Here is a 21,535-nt window from a genome sequence, read left to right as displayed (position 1 = left end):
CACAACCCCTCTATTCCATCAGCAAACGCCTTTGGAACTGCTTTTTTTAAGATGTTATAGGAACCATTCACATCTGCGTTTAGTAATTTGTTCTCTTTCGTACGATACAAGCCACGTTTAATACGTTTCCCACTGAATACAAGAATGTCTTCTTCACCATAAGTGGGAATTACATCATTGTCTAAAAAGGATGCCTTGCTTGTATACGATTCTTCTACGACTTGAACAGCAATCCCATTTCGTTTGGCCTTATAGGTGATCATTTCAATAAGTAGATTGTGTGGGATATGGCAAAAGGATTGATTCTGTCGGTTTCCCATATTACTGTTTTGTTTCCATGATGTATTTTTCCCAATCACAATCATAGAGATTTCCTGTTGAATCGCTATCTGAACAATGTGGTGACTCATTTTGTGGAAGATATCTTTTATTTTAAGAAACCGTTTTTCATGAAGCTTTTCTAAACGCTTTGATGTGTGTGGTCCTTCTTTTGGTTCTTTTCCATGACGAAGAATACCCAGTAAATGGGCCTTTTGCTTGTTGTAGTATTGATTGATGCTTTTGATGACATTGCCCTTTACTAACATAGGTGTGATCCCTATATTCGTTGTGATAGTTGCAATGTTATGAATCCCTAAATCGATACTCATATACCGATTATTATCTACATGCTCAGGTATTGACTTGGAATGTTCTGTTACAATTTCCACCTTAAACTTCCCATAGGCAGGAGAAACACGTACTTCTTTTAAATTTTCGATTTTCCCGAGCAATTTACCGATATTTAATTTGATACTTGTTTTTGGAAAACGAATATACTTATCTTGGAGTTTACATACTTGATTCGTGAATACAATTTCTCTCATAGATGATTTAATGTATTTGGGAATGCGAGGTCTACCCGTAAAAGTGGAAGGATGTTTTTCGTATGCTTTAATGGAAGTAAAGAATGATTTCCAGTTTTGATATAACTTCTTCATAACCGCTTGATTCGTTTGTGCTGGCAAGTTCATATAATCTTGTTGCTTCATTATTTTAAACAAACAATCTAGAAAGTTATAGGATAGAAATGATTTCTCCTTTGTCGGTAACGTAAACAGATTACACTTGATTTCTTTCCGTTCTTCTGCCAGCTTTTCTTTCTGCTTTTGCACACGTCTTTGATACGCACGAAGTTGATTTTCATTCATGATTTCAATATATGCTTGTAATGTATGGAGAACTTCTTGTTGAAGTGGCTGTAATGGTTGATCCGTACGTAAGGCCGTATACACTTGGCGAATATAGAAATTCGTTGTATTGTAGAGATTTTTTGCATGTTGACACATTTCCATGAAGTAGGCGTGCAATTTGTGATCTTTCTTAATCCAAATTTGATAGGTTGTATATTCTTTTTCTCTTGTCATCATGTTCACCCCCTTCTTTCCATAATAATACTACAAAGCAGCAAAAAAGAACATACATTCGTATCGATATCAAAAATTTTTTTACAAATTCAAAGGCAATTCATCCCCACCTTAAACTGGGCTATGCACTGAGCGTTTTGAAGATGGGGGTTTCTTGCCAATTTTCCGATAAAAAAATAGCCTCATTAACAATGAGACTATTTTTCATCCCGCTCTAACGGGCCATATATTTAAAATTTAAACTCTTGTCCAACTTCGTAACTTTCTTCAAGTACAAGAATTCCTTTTTCTTGCGGAGCATCTGGAAGCTCTAATTCACGTGCTGAGCAAATCATACCTGAAGATGGAATACCGCGAAGCTCTGCTGGTTTAATTAACATACCGCTTGGCATTACCGCACCGATTTTCGCAACAACTACTTTTTGACCTGCGTCAACGTTTGGCGCACCGCATACGATTTGTAATGTTTCTGTACCAACTTCCACTTTACATACATTTAATTTATCCGCATTTGGATGCTTTTCTTTTTCTGCTACGTAACCAACAACAAATTTTGGTGAAAGATCTGCTTCTACTTTTTCTGTAAAATCGTTCTTCGCTAAAATTTCATTGATCTTTTCCACAAGCTCTTTCGTTAATGTAAGATTGCCTGTTTCTGTTACTTCCATATAAGAAGAAGCATTAAAAATGTTGAAGCCTGCTGTTACATTGCTTTCACGATCGAAAACGCGCGCTACATCTCCTTTACGTTCAAATGTACGGTTTTCTAATGTAATATCTTGCAGGGCAACAATTAATGTATCCCCAATACCTTCAAGGTTATAAAAAACGTTCACTTTGTTCATCCTTTCTCTTTTTCACTTCGTTCCTTCCGATTTTTCGCCAAAATAAAGATTGGTTCGAAATTACCATCTTCATATACGAATGAAAGTGATGTAATCGGAACATGACCTTCTGCAAAAAACTTCATTGTCATTTGTGCAATAATATCATAACCGATTTTGTTCACGATATCAGCAACAATTAATACATCTTGATGTGGAACTGCAACAACCATATCACCTGAAATTTGTTTACGCATCTCTCGTAATAACGCATCGTTTAAAATACGACTCGCATCATACCCGTCATTTGTATTTAAGAAATAAAACGTATTTCCACCGACTTCATCTCGCTTAAAATCAGCATTTAAAGAACGAACGTTGAACAATGCCATTTCACGCACTTGTTCTTCTGTCATTCCAAGTTTTTGCAACAAACGCTGATCAATAAGGCGATATGTTTTATCTGAATCTAATGCATAGTAAATACGCGTTTCTGCTGTATGCTCTGTCATGACAAACGGATTTCCTTCTTCCGCTTCTTTCGGAAAGGACGTCGAACGAATAACAGGCAAAATTTTCGCCGTACTTTTTACTTCTTTATGCATCGCAACGAGCGCTTCTTCTACGTAATATACAACTTCGTCAATTGCCTTCTCTTTCTTTACCTCCCACTTCGCTACGATACCTGGAAGAGAAACAGTAATTCCCTTTTTCGTATCTGTCTGCTCAATGCGAAGTGTCTCCTTTTCACTATCGTACTGAAAATTCCACTCTGCTCTTTCAAGACGCTTCATAAGCTCGTCTTTCATCTTTTTACTCGTCATTTTCATATGATGTACCTCCCTTCCGAAAAAAACAACCTCCACATGTGAAGACAGAGGTTGTTTTTCGCATTGTAATTGGCTGGAAACGTCTTACTTTAACCCTTCAATAAACTCTTCAATTTGCTCTTGTGTTTTACGATCTTTGTTTACGTAACGACCAATTTCTTCTCCCTTATTGTAAGCGACAAAGCTTGGAATACCAAATACGTCTAATTTGATGCATAGATCGATATATTCATCACGGTCTACATAATAGAAAGAGAACTCGCTATATTTTTCTTCTACTTCCGGCATAAATGGATCGATAAAACGGCAATCTGGGCACCAGTCTGCTGAGAATAAAAAGATCACTTTCTCCTCGTTTTTCAATTCTTGAAATTGCTCCATGCTTTCTAATGATTTCATCTATAATTCCTCCCTAAAAAGAAGTATGTATTTACTAATTTAATCTTACTTTATATATAAATCCATTTTGATTTATCAACATATAAATCGCTGCCATGCAGATCAAAACATGACCTGCACTCGCTTTCTACCTTTGTTTTAACCCTTGCACGTGGCAGGAAAGGCCCTGACCGCTTCTATGCATGGCCAGATGCTCTCGCCCATCTAAAAAGAAAGAGGGTTTTTAGGTCGTTTTTTTAATTTGTATTTATATACTACCATACATGAAGTACGGTGCAAGGTTTATGCTTCGTTTCTGTCATACATATATTGTCCAACTAATAGCTTCACAACATGCACAAACAAATCCGTTCGATCTACATAATTGTTTGTAAAAATGCCGATTGCTCCTTCATGGCTGCGAATGTCATGCCGCTTTGTATAGTCTTCCATTACTTCACTTAATTCTTTTCCTTCTTCAAGAGGTTGAATAAACTCATCTGGCAGTTTTATACGTGCTCCGCCTGCGGTAAATAGCTTGCCTTCTTTCGTTGCTAAAGCACCCCAGTTACACATAAACAAGCCGTGTTCTGTATGCATCACACCGCCTTCTAAACCAACTCCAATATCTGCTTTTCCTTCTGCTAGTGCTAATTTTGCCCGGTTACTTGCTCCTTGCAGCGTTTCTTCATCAGAAAACGGCTGCGCTGACACATGAGATGGTACAGACAATGAAATCATTTCAGCATCTGGTAACACTTGCTGAACAGCATTTACTTTTGTTTTATTTTTTGATCCGACTGCTACTTTCACTGTTAAACCTCCTACTTAAAAAGAAAAGGCCGCATTTGGCCTTTTCCATATTAAACATTTTGTTTAATTGTTTCAAATGTTGTTTTATCTGTTGCTTTTACTAAATGAATCAACAATTCTTTCGCAGCTGCGTAGTCATCGATATGTAAAATTGACGCATGTGTATGAATGTAACGAGCACATACACCAATAACAGCTGATGGTACACCAGAGTTACTTGTGTGTACACGTCCTGCATCTGTACCACCTTGTGATACGAAGTATTGATACGGAATGTTATGCGTTTCTGCTGTATCTAAAATAAACTCACGAATTCCACGGTGCGTCACCATAGAACGATCATACAGACGAAGCACAGCACCTTTTCCGATTTGACCAAACTGTGTTTTATCTCCTGATGCATCGTTTGCTGGGCCTGCATCTAACGCATAAAAAATATCTGGCTGAATCATATTCGCTGCTGTTTGTGCACCGCGAAGACCGACTTCTTCTTGTACAGTTGCACCGGAATATAGCGTGTTTGGTAATTTTTCATCTTTTAACTCTTTTAACAATTCAATCGCAAGGCCGCAGCCATAACGGTTATCCCAAGCTTTTGCCATAATTTTCTTTGGATTTGCCATTGGTGTAAACGGACAAATTGGCACAATTTGTTGACCAGGTTTCACGCCAATTTCATGTGCTTCCTCTGGGCTATCTGCACCGATATCAATTAACATATTTTTTATATCCATTGGTCTCGCGCGTTGTTCGTCACTTAATAAATGAGGAGGAACAGAACCTACTACACCGATAATTGGTCCATTGTCTGTCATAATTTGTACGCGCTGCGCTAGTAACACTTGACTCCACCAGCCGCCTAATGTTTGAAAACGAACCATTCCGTTTTTCGTAATTTGCGTTACCATAAAGCCAACTTCGTCCATATGACCAGCTACAAGAACGCGCGGTCCATTTTCGTCACCCTTTTTTAAGCCGAAGATACTTCCTAAACGATCTTGTACAATCTCATCTGAGTATTTGCTTAGTTCTTGCTTCATAAAACGACGCACATCATGCTCAAATCCAGAAGCTCCTTGCAGCTCTGTTAACGTACGAAATAGCTCCATTGTCTCTTTATTCATCGCGTTATCCTTCCTTCAATCCAATAATAGAATCACTCTTTTTATTGTAACGAAATTTTCGAAATCTTTCTAGTTTCTTCTTTTTTCATGTAAATTGATTTATAATTATGAAGATGAACTTTTTATAGAATAGAGGTGAGTATATGAATTGGAAAAGCTTACTAGCTGGTGTTGGTATAGGATTTGCGGCTGGATATGTTGTTGCAAATAAAGTACAAGAACAAGCACACATTTCTTCTGAAAAAGCATTAAAAATGGTGAAACAAGCATTAAGTCATAAAGGTGAAATTACAGGTTCTTGGGTCCATATGGTCCCAGAGACGTTTGAAAAATATGATGTTACTTATGATGTATACCGCGGTGGTATTACAACGTTATTACACGATGTACAAGAACGATTTGAATTTTTAGTAGATGCAAAAACAGGTACAATTTTAGAAGTAAAAGTTGCTTAATCAAAAGGGTGCAGATTCATTTCTGCACCCTTTTAATTATCACATCAATATATCGGCGAGCCGACAATATATGACTTAAATTTACTGTTATATTCTTTCAATAATTGTTGCCGTTGACATCCCGTGTCCAATACAAATCGTAAGCAACCCGTATCTTCCATTTCTTCTTTCCAGTTCATGAAGAAGGGAAGTCATCAATTTCACACCTGTTGCTCCAAGCGGATGCCCTAATGCAATAGCACCGCCATTGACATTTACCTTATGTAAATCTGCTTCCATTTCTTTTTGCCATGCAAGAACAACGGAAGCGAATGCTTCATTAATTTCTACTAAGTCCATATCATGAATCGTTAAGTTTGATTTTTGCAGTACTTTTTTCGTTGCTGGAATAACTCCAGTAAGTCCCATTGTAGGATCTGAGCCAACAACAACTTGATTCACAATTCGCGCGCGTGCTTTATATCCTAGCTCTTTCGCTTTTTCACTGTCCATTAAAAGAATCGCTGCTGCTCCGTCACTAATTTGACTTGCATTTCCTGCTGTAATCGATCCGTTCTCCTTGAACACAGCCTTTAAATTTGCTAGTGCTTCAGGAGAAGTATTCGCCCGCGGCCCTTCATCATTTGTAACTAGTATTGCATTTCCTTCCTTATCTATTCCATTTACAGGTACAATTTCTCGCTTAAAATGACCTGCTTCTATCGCATGTAGTGCGCGTTGATGACTTTCAAAGGCATAGCTATCTAGTTGCTCTCTTGTAATTCCATATTTTTCAGCAATCATTTCTGCTGATACACCTTGATGTACAATTTCATATTTTGCATGAAGACTACTCGGAATTGTATTTGCATTGCCATCGCTTAAAATTGGCACTTTCGTCATATGCTCAACACCAGCAGCAATGGTAATATCCATATCACCAGATTTAATTTCTTGCGCCGCAAAATGGATCGCTTGTTGTCCTGAACCGCAAAGACGGTTAATCGTTACGGCAGGAACTGTAATCGGAAAGTTCGCTTCTAGCGCGGCAAGTCTACCAATATTAAAGCCTTGCTCCGCAATCGGCGTTACACATCCCATTACAATATCTTCTACGATTCCTTTTTCGATATTTGCACGTTTTGTTACTTCATTCAGTGCAACTGCTCCAAGTTGTACTGGATGAAGTTCACGAAAAGCACCGTTTCTTTTTCCAACTGGAGTACGTACCGCTTCAACAATAACGACTTCTCGATTCATATTTTCTCTCCCACTTTCCCTTTTTGATAATCATAGAACCCTTTTCCCGTTTTCCGGCCAAGATGTCCTGCCTCTACAAGTTTTACAAGTGTTTGCGGAGCGCGGAATCTATCACCAAACGCTTCGCTTAAGCCTTGACTTGCAAATAACATCGTATCTAATCCAACATAATCCGCTAACTCAAACGGACCCATTGGATAATTCAAGCCAAGTTTAATTGCTTTATCAATTTCCTCTTTACTACCTACTCCTTCTTCGTACATACGCATACACTCTAACAAATGCACCGCAATTGCTCTTGAAGTGACAAATCCTTGCACATCTTTCACAACAACTGTTTCTTTTCCAATCTCTTCTGCTAATTCTTTCACTGCTTGTAGTGTATGTTCCTCTGTATCAACCCCTTTCACAATTTCAATGAGTTTCATAACAGGTGCTGGATTAAACCAATGCATCCCCACCACTTTCTCAGAGCGGTTTGTCGCGCTTGCAATCGCCGTTACACTTAATTCAGATGTATTTGTTGCAAGAATAGTAGCCTGAGAAGCATAGCTATCTAGCTGTTTAAAAATCTCTTTTTTCAACTGCAAATTTTCAGGTGCAGCTTCAATAACAAGTTCTACATCTTTACATGCTTCCTCTAACGTAATCGTAGAAACAATATTAGCAAGAACCTGCTCTTTCTCTTCTTCGTTCATACGCCCGGCTTTCACAAAGCGATCCAAACTTGTGGTAATCCCCTTATATGCCTTTTGTAAACTTTCTTCCGATACATCATACATTTTCACACACTTTCCGCCCATCGCTAATGCTTGGACAATACCGCTTCCCATAATTCCGGCACCAATTACTGCAATATTTTGAATCATCTTTTCTCCTCCCATTCCTCTTTCATTACAATCCCATACTTTTCGCGATAATACTTTTCATAATTTCGTTTGTTCCGGCATAGATCGCACTTACTGGAATATCGCGGTACCGCCTTGCAATCTCGTACTCTTCCATGTATCCATACCCGCCGTGCAGTTGCATGCACTCTGCCGCTACTTTCTTCGCAAGGTCTGTTACCCACCACTTTGCCATCGATACTTTGGTAACGATGTTTTCCCCATGCATATGTGCCCTAATACATTCATCAATAAATGTGTGGCCAATTTCAATTTCTGTATACATTTCTGCGAGTCTGAATTGAACAGTTTGAAAATCACTTATACTCTTTCCGAATGCTTTTCGCCCTTTTACATATTTCTTTGTTAAACGCAGCATCACTTCTGCTGCAGTTATGGCAGCAATCGCGACAACGAGGCGCTCTTGCTGCAATTTGTCCATTAAATAATAAAAACCTTTTCCTTCTTCTCCTAACAAATTAGAGGCAGGAACTTTCACATCTTCAAAAATAAGTTCTGCTGTATCTTGGCTATGTAATCCAACTTTTTCTAATTTTTTCCCTCTTTTAAATCCTTCCATTCCTCTCTCTAAAACAAGCAAACTCATTCCTTTATGAGCTGGCTTTACAGTAGAATCCGTCTTACAAACAACAACGACTAAATCTGCATGAATGCCATTTGTAATGAATGTTTTTTCTCCGTTTACAACATAATGATCCCCTTCCTTTCGTGCTGTTGTGCAAATACCAGCTAAATCAGAACCTGCTCCCGGCTCTGTCATCGCAATTGCGGTAATGTATTCACCGCTCACACATTTTGGAAGCCAACGTTTCTTTTGTTCTTCTGTTCCATATGCTGTTAAATAAGGAACGACAATATCATTATGGAGACTAATTCCTACTAAACTAGAACCAACCTTTTCTAACTCTTCATTTATCACAGCTGAATATCCAAAATCAGCGCCGGCTCCGCCGTACTTCTCCTCTACCATCGAACAAAGAAAGCCATTTTGGCCCATCTTTTTCCACAAGGAACGCGGAATAATACCGTCTTTCTCCCATTGGTTATAGTGCGGATACGCTTCCTTTTCTAAAAATTTACGGAAGGCATCACGGAAAATGTGATGCTCCTCCTCCAAATATGCATGCTTCATCGTATTCTCTCCTTATTTTTTCACCTCTGCTCCTTCACTACGTATAATAAACTTTTGAATTTTCCCGCTCGCATTTCTCGGCAACTGCTCGGTAAATACATACTTGCGCGGGCGTTTATAATCAGCGAGTTTATCGCTCTGTTTACAATATTCATCTAACATTTCTTCTGTAAGAGACCCGTCCTTCGAAACAACATACGCAACGACACGCTGCCCCCATAACTCATCCTTCTCTCCTAGCACCGCAACATCTAAAACACCGTCATGCGTATACAAAAAATCCTCTACTTCACGCGGATAAATATTCTCACCGCCGCTCACGACCATATCATCAACGCGGTCTGCAACGTATAAATACCCATCGCTATCTACATACCCTAAATCGCCTGAATGATACCACCCTTTATATAAAGCCTTTTCTGTCGCTTCTTTATTGTTGTAATACCCTGCCATCACACACGAACCTCTTATAATAATTTCTCCAATTTCATATGGAAGTAATACATCATCCGGTTCAGACGGTCCATCATCGTTCGGACGGACAATGCGAATTTCATGATTATACCCAGCCTTTCCTGCCGAACCAACTTTCGAAAGCTGCTCATGCTCACGTAAAAACGTAACGGCTGGTCCCATCTCTGTCATTCCGTAAGCTTGTACTAATGAAACATTCAATTTTGCATCGCAAGCTTTCACAAGTGCAGGTGCCATCGACGCCGCTCCATATAAACCGTATTGAAGTGAGGATAAATCATACTGTGACAAATCTTCTTGCAGTATCATATTCCACATTGTCGGTGCCGCAAACATAACAGTCACCTTTTCACTTTGAATTGTCTCTAAGACAAGCTTTGCATCAAAATGATGAAGAATGATATTTGTTGCACCGCTATGTACTCTCGGAATAAAGCAGCAATGCAGCTCCGCGCAATGAAACATCGGCGCTGTTACAAGGCCGCGGCTATTTTCCGTGTAATGTAAATAGGCAACGCCCATCAAGCTTTGATCAATAATCTCTCGGTGACGATGAAGCACACCTTTTGGATAACCCGTTGTTCCACTTGTATACATAATGGAACAAATATCATCTTCTTTTACTTCTATTTTTTCAAAATGTGGCGTGGCACTTGATATTTTTTCTTCATAAGAAATAGAAAACGTTGGCTGATCTTGATCAATGTACCAAAACTGAATGTGAGGAAATTGTGTATGAATGCTTTGTACTTGGGAGGATAATTGCTGTTCAAAAAGTACGATTTTAGGAGAAGCGTCTTCTAATATGTAAGCAAGTTCTTGCGGTTTTAACCGAAAATTAATTGGATTGAATACAGCCCCAATTTTTGCACAGGCAAAACATGTCGTTGCCAGCGCACTACTATTAAAAAGAAATGTCGAAACGCGGTCACCCTTTCGTATCCCGCTTTGTTGAAGTGCATGGGCAAGTTTGTTTACCTGCTCGTTCCACTCTGCATACGTCCAGCGAACCTGTTTTTCCGGCTCAACAATTGCTTCCTTATTCGGATAACTTCCAACCGTTAATTCCAGTAGCTTCCCAATCGTCATATACACGATACATTTCCCCTCCTTATCCATTAAAACGCTTTCATTTTTTCGTTATCTTCTTTTAAAAAATGGACTAGCTTGGGGCTATTATAACAATTTTCAGAATGTTTTAGAAACGAACATTTCGACAAATAGTTACAACAAAATCGTTGGACAGCTACTTCCAAAGAAAAAGGAGAGCATTCTTTGCTCTCCTTTTCCTACACCTATTCGTATTAATAGAATAATCCGCACCATTAGCTTAAACGAACAAACTCACGCTTCCGCTGCTAATCGTCTTTCTTTTTTAGGAGAATAACTAATCCCTACAAACACTAGCAAAATTCCAAGAAGTTGATAGACATCAGGACGGTAATTCAAAATAGTAACATCCAGTAAGATTGCAACAATTGGATCAACAAAAACTAAAATAGCAATGGTTTGAGCCTTTAATTCTCGCAAACTACTGAAAAACAAATAAAATACGAATCCCGTATGAATAAACCCTGTAACAAGGATATAAAACCAATTTTCAGCGGTAAGATGCGTAAACTTTGACCAATCTACGAATGGAATCAATAGCAAAACACCCAAGCTCGTTTGAATAACGGTCGTTAACAACGGACTAAGTGTTTGAATTCCCTTTCCCGTAATTGAAGTAAGGGCATAAAAGAGTGCTGCTGCAAACGCCCATAAAACGCCTGTAGATAAAAATCCAGCAACGGTTGTATGTTGATGAATCCCTCCGACTAACAGTGTTCCTGCAAAACAAATAAAGAAGAATATCAATCCTGTTCCTGTTATTTTTTCTTTAAAGATAAAAGAACCTAATAAAAGTACAATAACAGGCGCTAAATGATAAATGGATATTGCCACAGTAATGGGCATTACTTCAATAGAGCGAAAGAAAAAGACCCAGTTTATGATAAGAAACACACCACATAATAAAGCAAGTAAGTACTCCCGGCGCGGAATAAAACTTTTATGCTGCTGTTTTGTTGTTAATGTGTGAAACCCCCATATTGCTCCTAAAAGAATACTTGCACAGAGGCAACGTACAAAAACCAATTCAATCGATGGGAGGCCTGTTTTTATCGAAAATAAACCGATTGAACCAAAGATAGCCATAGAGGCGGCAAATTTTAGTTTTGCATACATCTAATTCCCCTCCAAAGTCGTTATAATTATAACGACTCTTGTTTTATGGTAAAAAAACAGCTTTACACTAAGCTGTTTCTTCCTGTCATGACATGAATTAAATCTTCTCGTTTTTTCCATAGCTCATCTAGCTTTTCAGGACCGAACGCAGTTGTAATCTCTTCTACCATAATGTCGTGCCGAATATATTCGGTAGCGATAAGAACGAGAGCAGGGTCAGTTGACTTTACAGCCCATTCTGAACCTCTGTCGCTAAACTTAGCAATTAATGCTTCTTCTTCATCCCGAATAAGAATGGTCAAATACCCGCCCATACGTTTACTAACAATGTCCGGTGCCATATAGTTGTGATGATACGTGTTTCCTAGCGTCTTATCTTCTGCTCCAAATAAAACTGTAAAAATAGGGATTGATCCTTCTTTCTCTCGAACAGCTTTTTCAATGTCTTTCACAATAGGAGACCAAATGGATAACCAAAGTTCTTTGTTTGCATCTCGAATCATCGAAAGCATTTCTTGAACAATATGTTCATATTGAACAATTCTCGTGACAACATCTATCTTTTGATCACTTTCTAACGTGGTAAGAGACGATTCTAGTACTTCTAATGATGTATTGATCTCTTCTTTCAACCTAGCAAGCAATTGCTTCGGCTCAACTGGTTTATAGACAATTGGATCAGAGGGAACAGTTTGAATTGCCCCTTTATCAAGTAATTTTCCTAATACTTCATAAATCATTGAGCGCGGGACGCCAGAACGTTTACTTAATTCATAGCCAGTGATGGCTGGTGATTTCAATAAACCTATATAGGCCTTACACTCGTATTTTGAAAATCCATGTTTTTGCAATTCGGTAATTGCTTTCTCTTCCATAAATCCTCCTAATAGTAGTTATTGTATTAACTACTATAAAACATTCATGATTAAATGTCTATATTTTCAGAATTATCATTAAAAATAAAAAAGTACCGGTTAGTAAAGACCGATACTTTTCGTTTACTCATATGGGTTATCTTTTCATTCGCTTCATGTTTGCTTATTCAAATTTTACTCCATTACACTTCGCTCGGTACTTCTGCTTCTTCGCGTTCTAATTTTTCTACCATATGCCCTTCTTCATCCCATTTCACAGCGCGGTAATATGCATCGTGGTAGAACGTAAACCATGCCTTCTGCTCTGCGCCATATTTCATCCATTTTTGTTTATTCCCAATTGACGTCATTGGATAATCATCATACGCCATGACCCACAATACATTTTGATGCGCATGCGTTGGCATTAGGTCTGCTAAATGCAGTAATGTTTCATTTTGACTTTGTGCAACGACAACCGCATGTCCATCGCTATGTCCGCCTGTATGAACCATTCGAATTTCATCTGTAACGTTTACTTCTTCCATAAACAGATGTACTTGATGTACAATTGGCTCCCAATTTTCTTTCCAATATGTATTGCGTGAGCGGATATTCGGATTTCTCATTTCGTCCCATTCTGTTTGTGATACATATATTTTTGCATTTGGAAACGTCGGGACAAGCTTTTCCCCTTCCCATTTCGTTAAACCAGATGCATGATCAAAATGAAGATGCGTCATAAGAATATACTGAATATCTTCCGCTTTCAAACCAAGTTGAGCGAGCGATTGTTCAACAGATGACTCTTCAGTCACCCCTTGATTTCGCTTCATTTTCTCATTCATTTTATTGTTGCCTATCCCGGAATCTATGAGCATATTTCCATCTTTCGTTTGCAGCAGTAATGGATCTGTTCGTAAATAAATTTGATTTTTATCGTTATGGCTATATTTTCGTGACCAAAGGGATTTCGGCACAACACCAAACATCGCCCCGCCGTCTAAATGCGTATTTCCTCCCTGCAACCATGTCACTTGTATATCTCCAATTTGTAAATGTTCCATTTTTTGTATGCCCCCTTTCATTCCATATTATCACACAATTCAGAAAAGGTGGTTTACTAGAAGGAAATGAAGTAAAATTTATGGAACAAGAGCAGTCGAAAAGACTGCTCTTGTTTTTTGAAATAGGAAATATTGAGTTTTTAGAATTCCTAAACATACAAACTATTAAAATGTTTATATTAATTTTATTAATAGTTTGTAAATAGTCTAAGCCTTTTCTCTATACTATGAATACTTTACTAGAGGGAATTGATTATATAATCCAAAAATATATACGGAAAGAAGGTTTTTTATGGGTTCAAATAGTCATCGTTCAAATGACTCTATATGTGACTTATGTAAAGAATTTGGGAGAATCTTAGGTGGATCTGCAACGGTTACTCCAGAAGGGGTATGCTTAGTACAAAAGTTTCGTGATATTAAATTTACTATTCTTGGACGTAGAACACAATCTCCGCTGGTTAACCCACAGTTTTTTTCGTTTGAAGATGTTGATCGTAAAGGAAATGCGTTGAACTTAGGGGAAACAGTTCTTTTACAAGAAGAGGTTAACCCATTATTAACTGAACTTCGAAAAAGAAACATCATTGTTACAGCACTTCATAATCATTGGTTATTTGAAGAACCACGGGCTATGTACATGCATTTTGAATCAGTTGAACCACCATTAGAGTTTGCTAGAAAAATAAGAGAAGCATTTAAAGTATTAAAAAAATAGTTTGATTTTATTTATATCAGGGAGGAATTCTTATCAATCCTCCCTATTTCTGCTTCTGTAAGGGCATTTCTAACCTTTTTTACATAATAGTTCTTATATCAGATTCTCATAGCAAACTGATTTCCTCCCTTAATATAAGTTATATAATGAACGTGTATTCCATTTTTTGTATCCCTCCTTTTTGTGTTATCATATAATTCAGAAAACAGAGTCTGTCAAAATGAAAGGGAGTCATTTCCGTGATTAAAGGACTATATGAAGCACATCTGCCTGTCCGTAATCTAGAAACATCTATCGCATTTTATAAATCATTAGGTTTAAAACTATATAAAAAACATAAAACAGTAGCTTAAGGAGGTACATTATGATTCCTATCCTCATCTTACTAATCCTATTTAGTTTTCTCGTTTTTATTTGGGATAATCTTAGATTAATTAGAAAAAATTCTGACCAGCAGCTGAAGCAAAACGAACAACTAATAAAACTTTTAGAAGAGATAAAACAAAAGTAGAAGCTCTTTCCTCTAATGATAAAACCCCCAGGCAATTTTATTCCTCTATTTGTAGGAAGTAAACCTGATTGGGATGAGCTTTCCATCAACAAGGGATGAAGCACTCCACTGATGAAAATTTCACTTTATCATTTTAAATTATAATTTCATTTCATCCTCATGATTTGGTATCACAAACAAAACATGAGCATCATCCTATTTACTATCATTGTCCCCATATATTTTACCTTTATATTTTCCAATGAAAGCCCTAAACCAGAATGACCTTTATTTTTAGATCTTAAAGAATCACCTTGATAAAATTTATCCCCGCCTTCACTAACAAGCTGTTATGTGCAAGAAAAAAGATGAATGGGGAATTATAATATCGTTTCCTAATATTTCACTATAAATCTAAAGAGGAGTTAATCTATGCATAAGTGGAAATATATTATAGTTACTTTTTTAGTTGCTGTTATAATTTATAATTTTACTTCAGCCCCCTCAATTCAAGCGATGGAGAACTCTTCTTCTCCGAATTACAATCATTCAACAAATCATTTACCACAACAAGTAAACTGGAAACTAGTTGAGAAAGCAATGGGACAATCAGGTGCGATGAAGCCAGGTGAAGTCTTTTATATCAGCCTTCCACGTAATGATTTACAAGTAAATGTCCAAGGAATACCAATCCGGCCTAGTTTAGCCTTGGGAGGCTGGACAGCTTTTAAACAAATGGGTAATCAAACGATGGTTATGGGTGATTTAGTTCTTACGGAAAATGAAGTTCAACCTGTCATGAATCAACTTTTTCATCAAGGAATTCAAGTTTCTGCACTACATAATCATTTGCTGGGAGAGTCACCGCGTATTATGTACTTGCACGTTAAGGGGTATGGTGATCCAGTTCAATTAGCTAAAGCGATTAGATCCGCAATGGAACTAACAACAATACCATGGAACAACAAATTACCGAATGATTCGCATACATTTTCCATTGATCAACAGAAGCTTGATAAAATATTTAGACAGAAAGGTACAGTTAGTGGTGGTGTTTATCACGTAAGTATTCCCCGGTTAGAAAAAATCATGGAAAATGGCATGGAAATTCCTCCTGCTATGGGAGTAGCAACAGCAATCAATTTTCAGCCGACGAAAAACAAAAAAGCTGCCATAACTGGTGATTTTGTACTTACTGCTGAAGAGGTAAATCCTGTTGCAAGTACGTTACGTAAACATGGTATTGAAGTAACTGCTTTACATAATCACATGTTAACCGAGAATCCCCGACTGTTTTTTATGCATTTTTGGGCAAATGACGATCCAATCAAATTAGCTAAAGCACTGCGTGAAGCCATAGACAAAACTCATAGTATGTAGACTGTTTCGTTCGAATGCTAAATTGGATTTCAATTAGAAAAACAGATAAAGTGAAACTTCCATCAGTGGGGGTTTTCTTCATCCCCCACTGATGGCTAGTTGAACCAATCGGGCTTTTACGGGCAGTTATCCCCCACCTATCCTCTTAATCTTGAGGTGGGGGGTCTTACTGCCCGTTAATGCGGGATAAATTCATAAAAAGCGCTATTCTCTCCGTATGTTTCCACAAAAGAATAGCGTTTTTTCTTTATATAAATACAAACTCGTTTTAATCTACTAAATCAAAGTATGCCCACCTTCAACATGCAGAACTGTTCCCGTAACAAAACCGTTCTGCATCGCATATAGTACAGCTTGTGCTACATCTTCTGCTTGCCCCACTCGCTGTGCAGGGAGTTTGTTTCCTAAGTCAGTATAGAATTTGTCGCGTACTTCTTCGGCCATTTCACTGCGTGACGGCGTATCAATAATTCCAGGAGAGACAACATTCACACGAATAGGAGCCAGCTCTAAAGCTAACGTTTTGCCAAGATTAGAAACAGCCGCATTGACTGCACCGAGCGTTGCCGATCCAACCATAGATTTATAAGCAACAACTCCAGAAAATAAAGTGATGGAGCCATTAGTAGCAATCTTTGGTGCACCATATTTTGCAGAGTAGAATTGTCCCCAAAATTTGTTTTCAAACAACTGACGTGCTGCGGCTGTATCTGTGTCGATAAAGGAACCTCCTGATGTTTCTGCTGCCGTAACAACTAAATGATCAATCGTACCTACTTGTTCAAAAAAGGACTGAACTTGTTGTTCTTGCGTCGTATCAAGCGTATAAGCAGTCACGTTTCTTCCTAACTGATCCGTCGCCCTCTGCAACTTTTCCTCTGAACGACTAGCAATGATAACTTCAGCTCCTTGCAAGAGTGCAAGTCTCGCTGTTTCTAAACCAATTCCAGAACTTCCGCCGATAATTACAATTTTTTTATTGCTTAACATGTTCATTTCCCCCAGTTTTTCTTGTTTTGTTTTGCTGAGATTATTGTATTTTCAAAACTTTCTTTTTGGAAGTAGTGATATTTAATTCACATAGTTACATTTTAGAAAGTTTCTTTTTTGACAAGAAATGTACGCACAAAAATTGTTTTTCATAATAAAAAAGGACCCATGGTCCTTTTTTATCTACTTTCAAATTTTTTCATAATGTTAATCCAAATCGCTTTAATTCAATGAAAATATGTTCTAAACGTTTTCCTTTGTCCGTTAATGTGTATTCGACACGCGGTGGAACCTCTGGGTATACCGTTCTTTTCACAATTCCTTGCACTTCAAGTTCCTTCAAACGAAGCGAGAGGGTTTTCGGGCTAATTCCATCCATCGATTTTTGTAAATCACTAAATCGCATCGTTCCTTCAATAAGAAGATCTCGAATGATTAAAAAAGTCCACTTTGTTCCGATCACGTCGAGTGTTTTCGCAATGGGACAAATTTGCCCTGGTGTTCCTTTTGTTAATTCAATTGGATCCATGCTACTCATAGAAACACACTCCTAAAAATTTTTTGACTGATTTCCTTTATGCTATCACAATTCTATCTTTACGGTAACTATATGAAATAAATATCACTACTTTCCAAAAGGAATCAACTATACATACAATATCAATAGCGACTAGACGCTATTTCTAAACTAAGGAGGCGATAAAAATGAATACAGAACACCGAAAAAGTAAACGGCCACTGGCACTGATTTCTCTCTTAATAAGTATCCTCGGGATTACGATTCTGATGACTGCGTGTAATACGCAAACATCAGAATACAAGACTGCTGCACCAGTAAAGAAAGAGATTCAACTGTTGAAGGATTTTCCCCAACCTAAATCAATGACCATAGATCCTTCATTAGATCAAAAGAAAGCTACAGAGATGGTTCATGCTGCGCAGCGCTTTTACGCATTTTGGAACAGCGGCAACGAAACTCTTATCCCGCAAACTGTTACAACAAATTTCGTTGATAACACGTTACCAAAAGGACGCCCTCAAGGACCAAAAGGCTTAGCATTTGCATCAAGCAATTTTCGTAAAGCTGTGCCGGACTTACAATGTAACATCGAGGACTTATTGGTAACTGGGGACAAAGTAACAGCTCGGCTATCATTCACTGGAACACATAAAGGGGATTTTGGAGAGAAAAAAACAACTGGTAAAGCTGTTAACTTCTTTGCGATTGATATTTTACGGATTAAAGATGGAAAGATTGTTGAAGATTGGCACTTAGAAGATAATCTAACTCTTATGCAACAACTCGGCGTCATACCTGAAAATTAATCTCTAGAACTCATAACACATTTATAAGATAAAGGGGATAAATAAAATGAACAATATACTAATTATCAACGGTCATCAAACATACAGATCAGCGGAGGGAAAACTAAATAAAACTTTGACAGACAATATGGTGAATGCATTGGGTACAAAAAACAATGTACAAACAACAGTCATTCAAAACGGATATGATATCGAGGAAGAACAAAGTAAGTTTTTATGGGCGGATATTGTAATCTACCAAACGCCTATTTATTGGTTCAATGTTCCAGGATTACTGAAAACATATATGGACGAAATATATGCTTACGGATTATTTTTCAAAGGATCCGAGCAATACGGAAGAGGCGGATTATTAACTGACAAATACTATATGTTTTCGACTACGTGGAATGCTCCCGAAAAAGCATTTAACGATCCAGCACAATTCTTTGGAGGAAAAAGCTTAGAAGAAACACTCAGTCATTTACACCAGATGCAAGAGTTTATCGGTATGAAGCCGTTAAAGAGCTTCGCTTGCTATGATGTAATAAAGAACCCTGATGTTGATAAATTTGTATCTGAACTAAATACACATCTAGAAGAAGTATTACCACTTTCACTTTAATTCACTTTCACATTAGAAAAGCCCCCTTCAGAAGATCTGAAGGGGGCTTGCAAATTATAATCAATTTTCATACGTATCCCAGTTGAACTCTTATTACTTAATCGTTCCCATCGCACCAACTTTTACACTTACCTTAACATTTACATCCCCCTCTGCCAATGCCTTACCCCATTGATTTTGGACTTTTTTCCACTCTGGATATGTGTAAGTTCTTGCATATGTACCAAGTCCAATAGGGTCGATTTCGGCAGCTTGTATTTTCTTTATTAAATCCTTAAAATCAGCTTCCAGCTTAGTTTCAATAGCTTTTTGCAGCTTTTCCGCGTCCTTTCTTGTATTGAATGGAAAAAGCCGTTCTGTAATGGCGATTCTCATCTTTACATCTATATTAAATATAAAATGACTGTCATATTTTACTTTTGTCTTTACCTTGATGTTTTGAGCAGCAAAGCTTATCCAATCTTTATTACGGTCATTCGATTTCGGCTTGATTGCAAGTGTAAATAGAAACTCGCCTTTATTTTCGTGTTGTAAAATGCGTGATAAGCTGTTTTCATCCGGTGTTAGCGTTAATTTATATCTGCCTTTTTCGTCCAACAGGGCTGTTCCTGTCACCCATACTCTATTCTTTTTTTTCATCTCGGTAATACTCGCTGTCATCCCTTTATCTTTCGTTTGTTGATGCAATTTTTGAAGAGTTGTTTTTACCGTGACATTTCTCATATAGGCGGTATCAACTAGTTTTGCTAAATACAAAGGGAGCCGAGGCTTATCTTTTGGATTATAAAAAATTACGTCCGAAACAGGTCCATCCACAGCGACAATTCGTGCAGTAACCGTATTTTTTGGATCACGGTAAAATGGGTCAAGATAATCTTCCCAGTTTTTTCGTTTCAGCAGCCGTTTCCCAATTAAAAAGACTTGCGTTTTGCTTCCCGATGTTAGCGCCATAACCGTAGCATCGAATTTCTCTCTAGAATTTCGAACCGTAACAGATTTCACACCAGTATTTTCTTCTTTCATCTTTGCTTCTTTATTAAACACAGGACTTGACATGTATACCAATAAATTATTATCGCGATCTAAATCCATACCAAGTATAAGAGTAAGGGAAACATCTTCAACATTTGTTTGATCAAAGCATCCAGTCATCGTGAACGTCAATAATAAAATGCAACATAATACCTTCCTTTTCAATGTATTCCCCTCCGGCTATACTTCTCATATACCCAGCTGTACATCCATAAAATCACAGGTGATATATACGTCAATCCTAATCCAGCATTTGAGATTGCCTGTTGCCAAGCCTCAGATTCATTCCAAGTAGGATGAGTTAAAAATACAAAACCGATAATGCACAATAATAGAACAATGACGTGAGAGCTATGATCTTCTTTTCCAAGTAATTGACTAGAACAAAATACAGCGCAGTATATGCAAGGGATCCAGGCTGTGGAAACAACAATTAGGTAAGCAGCCAATAAAACCATGTCAAAACGCTCCAAAAAACGAAATTCAATTACTTTAAATAAGTTTAGTACTGGTTGATTAAATTCTGTAATGCCATCAGGGCTAAAGTAAGCAAAACAAACAAGAGTAGCAAACAAATAGAATAACATCGTCAAAGTATTTGCAATAACAAATCCATGGACCGCGTACTGCTTTTTTTGTAAAAAAGGATACAAAAAGAACGTAATATCAAATCCTAAATAGGCAAAAATAGTAGTTGGCACAGCTGTCAATATCGGATTCCATCCATCCTTCAACAATGGAAAGAAAGGCAGCCAACTCCAGCCACCTCTTAGCGGTATCAAAAAAAACACCGGAATCCAAATCATCATATAAAAAGCGAGTTCGCAGTATCGTCCTATAATACGAAGACCGTTGCGTACAACAAGAAAGATAGGAATTGAAAACAAAGATATAATGATATAGTCAGGCGTTTTCGGAAGAAGCCACGCCTTAAGATAAAGCATAGCGTTCACAAGAACGATACCGGAATAACAAGCGAAGTATATCGTGTAAATAACAACTAGTGCTTTCCCAACTATTTTTCCAAACAATCGTATAAGAATGTCATAAAGCGTGTCTTCTGGATATCTTGCACATGTTTTAACGATAAAAATACCAGATATTGTGGAGAATACCCAGCCAATAAGTATAGCTATCCATCCATCTGTTCCAGCTTTTTCTGCAAGCACTCGTGGGAGAGCTAAAACTCCAGTTGCCACCTGCATTCCATTAATTAAAAAAATATACTGCATAAGAGTGATGTCATTATAGGCATACTTTTTCAT

22 protein-coding genes and 1 pseudogene are annotated in these 21,535 nt (G+C 37.7%); 6 read left to right on the top strand and 17 right to left on the bottom strand.

The window, feature by feature from the left end:
* From CN326_RS04955 to CN326_RS04930, 6 genes are all read right to left on the bottom strand, one after another.
* The coding region (locus CN326_RS04955) for an RNA-guided endonuclease InsQ/TnpB family protein (RefSeq protein ID WP_098306802.1) at window positions 1-1,406 on the bottom strand (1,406 nt) is incomplete at its 3' end.
* A 230-nt stretch (window positions 1,407-1,636) separates the two neighbouring features.
* Complete coding sequence (gene ytpR, locus CN326_RS04950; RefSeq protein ID WP_098306800.1) at window positions 1,637-2,251, bottom strand: YtpR family tRNA-binding protein; 615 nt, start codon at window positions 2,249-2,251, stop codon at window positions 1,637-1,639.
* Window positions 2,248-3,060, bottom strand: coding sequence for a DUF1444 domain-containing protein (locus CN326_RS04945; RefSeq protein WP_098306798.1), 813 nt, complete (start codon window positions 3,058-3,060; stop codon window positions 2,248-2,250). Before CN326_RS04945 ends, ytpR begins: the two co-directional genes overlap by 4 nt.
* Before the next feature lie 84 nt (window positions 3,061-3,144).
* A complete protein-coding gene (locus CN326_RS04940; RefSeq protein ID WP_090918897.1) occupies window positions 3,145-3,459 on the bottom strand; it encodes a thioredoxin family protein in 315 nt (104 codons plus the stop codon).
* A 282-nt stretch (window positions 3,460-3,741) separates the two neighbouring features.
* Entirely contained in the window at window positions 3,742-4,251 is a 510-nt protein-coding gene (locus CN326_RS04935; RefSeq protein WP_098306796.1) for a DUF84 family protein, read from the bottom strand.
* A gap of 50 nt (window positions 4,252-4,301) precedes the next feature.
* A complete protein-coding gene (locus tag CN326_RS04930; protein ID WP_098306794.1) occupies window positions 4,302-5,375 on the bottom strand; it encodes a M42 family metallopeptidase in 1,074 nt (357 codons plus the stop codon).
* A 143-nt stretch (window positions 5,376-5,518) separates the two neighbouring features.
* On the opposite strand from CN326_RS04930, the gene CN326_RS04925 reads away from it, so the two are divergent.
* Complete coding sequence (locus CN326_RS04925) at window positions 5,519-5,830, top strand: PepSY domain-containing protein (protein WP_098306792.1); 312 nt, start codon at window positions 5,519-5,521, stop codon at window positions 5,828-5,830.
* An 87-nt stretch (window positions 5,831-5,917) separates the two neighbouring features.
* On the opposite strand, the gene CN326_RS04920 is transcribed toward CN326_RS04925, so the two are convergent.
* The 7 genes from CN326_RS04920 to CN326_RS04890 form a co-directional block, all read right to left on the bottom strand.
* Window positions 5,918-7,069 carry a thiolase family protein gene (locus tag CN326_RS04920; protein ID WP_098306790.1) on the bottom strand — a complete coding sequence of 384 codons (1,152 nt, stop codon included), beginning with the start codon at window positions 7,067-7,069 and terminating at the stop codon, window positions 5,918-5,920.
* On the bottom strand, window positions 7,066-7,938 hold the full coding sequence (locus CN326_RS04915) for a 3-hydroxyacyl-CoA dehydrogenase family protein (protein ID WP_098306788.1): 873 nt from the start codon (window positions 7,936-7,938) through the stop codon (window positions 7,066-7,068). Before CN326_RS04915 ends, CN326_RS04920 begins: the two co-directional genes overlap by 4 nt.
* A gap of 25 nt (window positions 7,939-7,963) precedes the next feature.
* The gene (locus CN326_RS04910) at window positions 7,964-9,109 is read right to left on the bottom strand and encodes an acyl-CoA dehydrogenase family protein (RefSeq protein ID WP_098306786.1); all 1,146 of its coding nucleotides are present in this window, start codon (window positions 9,107-9,109) and stop codon (window positions 7,964-7,966) included.
* Window positions 9,110-9,121: 12 nt separating this feature from the next.
* Window positions 9,122-10,678 (bottom strand): fatty acid--CoA ligase, encoded by a 1,557-nt coding sequence (locus CN326_RS04905; protein ID WP_098306784.1) that lies wholly within the window; start codon window positions 10,676-10,678, stop codon window positions 9,122-9,124.
* A gap of 249 nt (window positions 10,679-10,927) precedes the next feature.
* Window positions 10,928-11,809 carry a DMT family transporter gene (locus tag CN326_RS04900; RefSeq protein WP_098306782.1) on the bottom strand — a complete coding sequence of 294 codons (882 nt, stop codon included), beginning with the start codon at window positions 11,807-11,809 and terminating at the stop codon, window positions 10,928-10,930.
* Between the two features lie 62 nt (window positions 11,810-11,871).
* Complete coding sequence (locus tag CN326_RS04895; protein ID WP_098306780.1) at window positions 11,872-12,684, bottom strand: TrmB family transcriptional regulator; 813 nt, start codon at window positions 12,682-12,684, stop codon at window positions 11,872-11,874.
* Between the two features lie 182 nt (window positions 12,685-12,866).
* On the bottom strand, window positions 12,867-13,730 hold the full coding sequence (locus tag CN326_RS04890) for a YtnP family quorum-quenching lactonase (protein ID WP_098306778.1): 864 nt from the start codon (window positions 13,728-13,730) through the stop codon (window positions 12,867-12,869).
* 292 nt (window positions 13,731-14,022) lie between these two features.
* On the opposite strand from CN326_RS04890, the gene CN326_RS04885 reads away from it, so the two are divergent.
* The 3 genes and pseudogenes from CN326_RS04885 to CN326_RS04880 all read left to right on the top strand — a co-directional run bounded on the left by CN326_RS04885 (window position 14,023) and on the right by CN326_RS04880 (window position 16,318).
* On the top strand, window positions 14,023-14,448 hold the full coding sequence (locus CN326_RS04885; RefSeq protein WP_098306776.1) for a DUF1259 domain-containing protein: 426 nt from the start codon (window positions 14,023-14,025) through the stop codon (window positions 14,446-14,448).
* Between the two features lie 239 nt (window positions 14,449-14,687).
* Window positions 14,688-14,798, top strand: a pseudogene (locus CN326_RS24055) (VOC family protein); the annotation flags it as partial.
* 572 nt (window positions 14,799-15,370) lie between these two features.
* Window positions 15,371-16,318: a DUF1259 domain-containing protein gene (locus tag CN326_RS04880; protein WP_098306774.1), complete on the top strand. Its 948-nt coding sequence runs from the start codon at window positions 15,371-15,373 to the stop codon at window positions 16,316-16,318.
* A 276-nt stretch (window positions 16,319-16,594) separates the two neighbouring features.
* On the opposite strand, the gene CN326_RS04875 is transcribed toward CN326_RS04880, so the two are convergent.
* A complete protein-coding gene (locus CN326_RS04875) occupies window positions 16,595-17,308 on the bottom strand; it encodes an SDR family oxidoreductase (protein WP_098306772.1) in 714 nt (237 codons plus the stop codon).
* 199 nt (window positions 17,309-17,507) lie between these two features.
* Window positions 17,508-17,846: a winged helix-turn-helix transcriptional regulator gene (locus CN326_RS04870; RefSeq protein ID WP_098306770.1), complete on the bottom strand. Its 339-nt coding sequence runs from the start codon at window positions 17,844-17,846 to the stop codon at window positions 17,508-17,510.
* 167 nt (window positions 17,847-18,013) lie between these two features.
* Here CN326_RS04870 and CN326_RS04865 point away from each other — a divergent pair, with 167 nt between their 5' ends.
* Together CN326_RS04865 and CN326_RS04860 are read left to right on the top strand one after the other, a co-directional pair.
* Window positions 18,014-18,634 (top strand): ester cyclase, encoded by a 621-nt coding sequence (locus CN326_RS04865; RefSeq protein WP_098306768.1) that lies wholly within the window; start codon window positions 18,014-18,016, stop codon window positions 18,632-18,634.
* Window positions 18,635-18,680: 46 nt separating this feature from the next.
* Window positions 18,681-19,238: an NAD(P)H-dependent oxidoreductase gene (locus tag CN326_RS04860; RefSeq protein WP_098306766.1), complete on the top strand. Its 558-nt coding sequence runs from the start codon at window positions 18,681-18,683 to the stop codon at window positions 19,236-19,238.
* A 93-nt stretch (window positions 19,239-19,331) separates the two neighbouring features.
* On the opposite strand, the gene CN326_RS04855 is transcribed toward CN326_RS04860, so the two are convergent.
* Window positions 19,332-20,435: a Ger(x)C family spore germination protein gene (locus CN326_RS04855; protein ID WP_098306764.1), complete on the bottom strand. Its 1,104-nt coding sequence runs from the start codon at window positions 20,433-20,435 to the stop codon at window positions 19,332-19,334.
* Window positions 20,432-21,535 (bottom strand): GerAB/ArcD/ProY family transporter, encoded by a 1,104-nt coding sequence (locus tag CN326_RS04850; protein WP_098306762.1) that lies wholly within the window; start codon window positions 21,533-21,535, stop codon window positions 20,432-20,434. Before CN326_RS04850 ends, CN326_RS04855 begins: the two co-directional genes overlap by 4 nt.

Origin of the sequence: Bacillus sp. AFS018417 (genome assembly GCF_002560985.1) — a bacterium.
Classification (GTDB): domain Bacteria; phylum Bacillota; class Bacilli; order Bacillales; family Bacillaceae_G; genus Bacillus_A; species Bacillus_A rhizoplanae.
The sequence above is the reverse complement of the archived record's forward strand: the minus strand, read 5'-3'. Positions and strand labels throughout refer to the sequence as shown.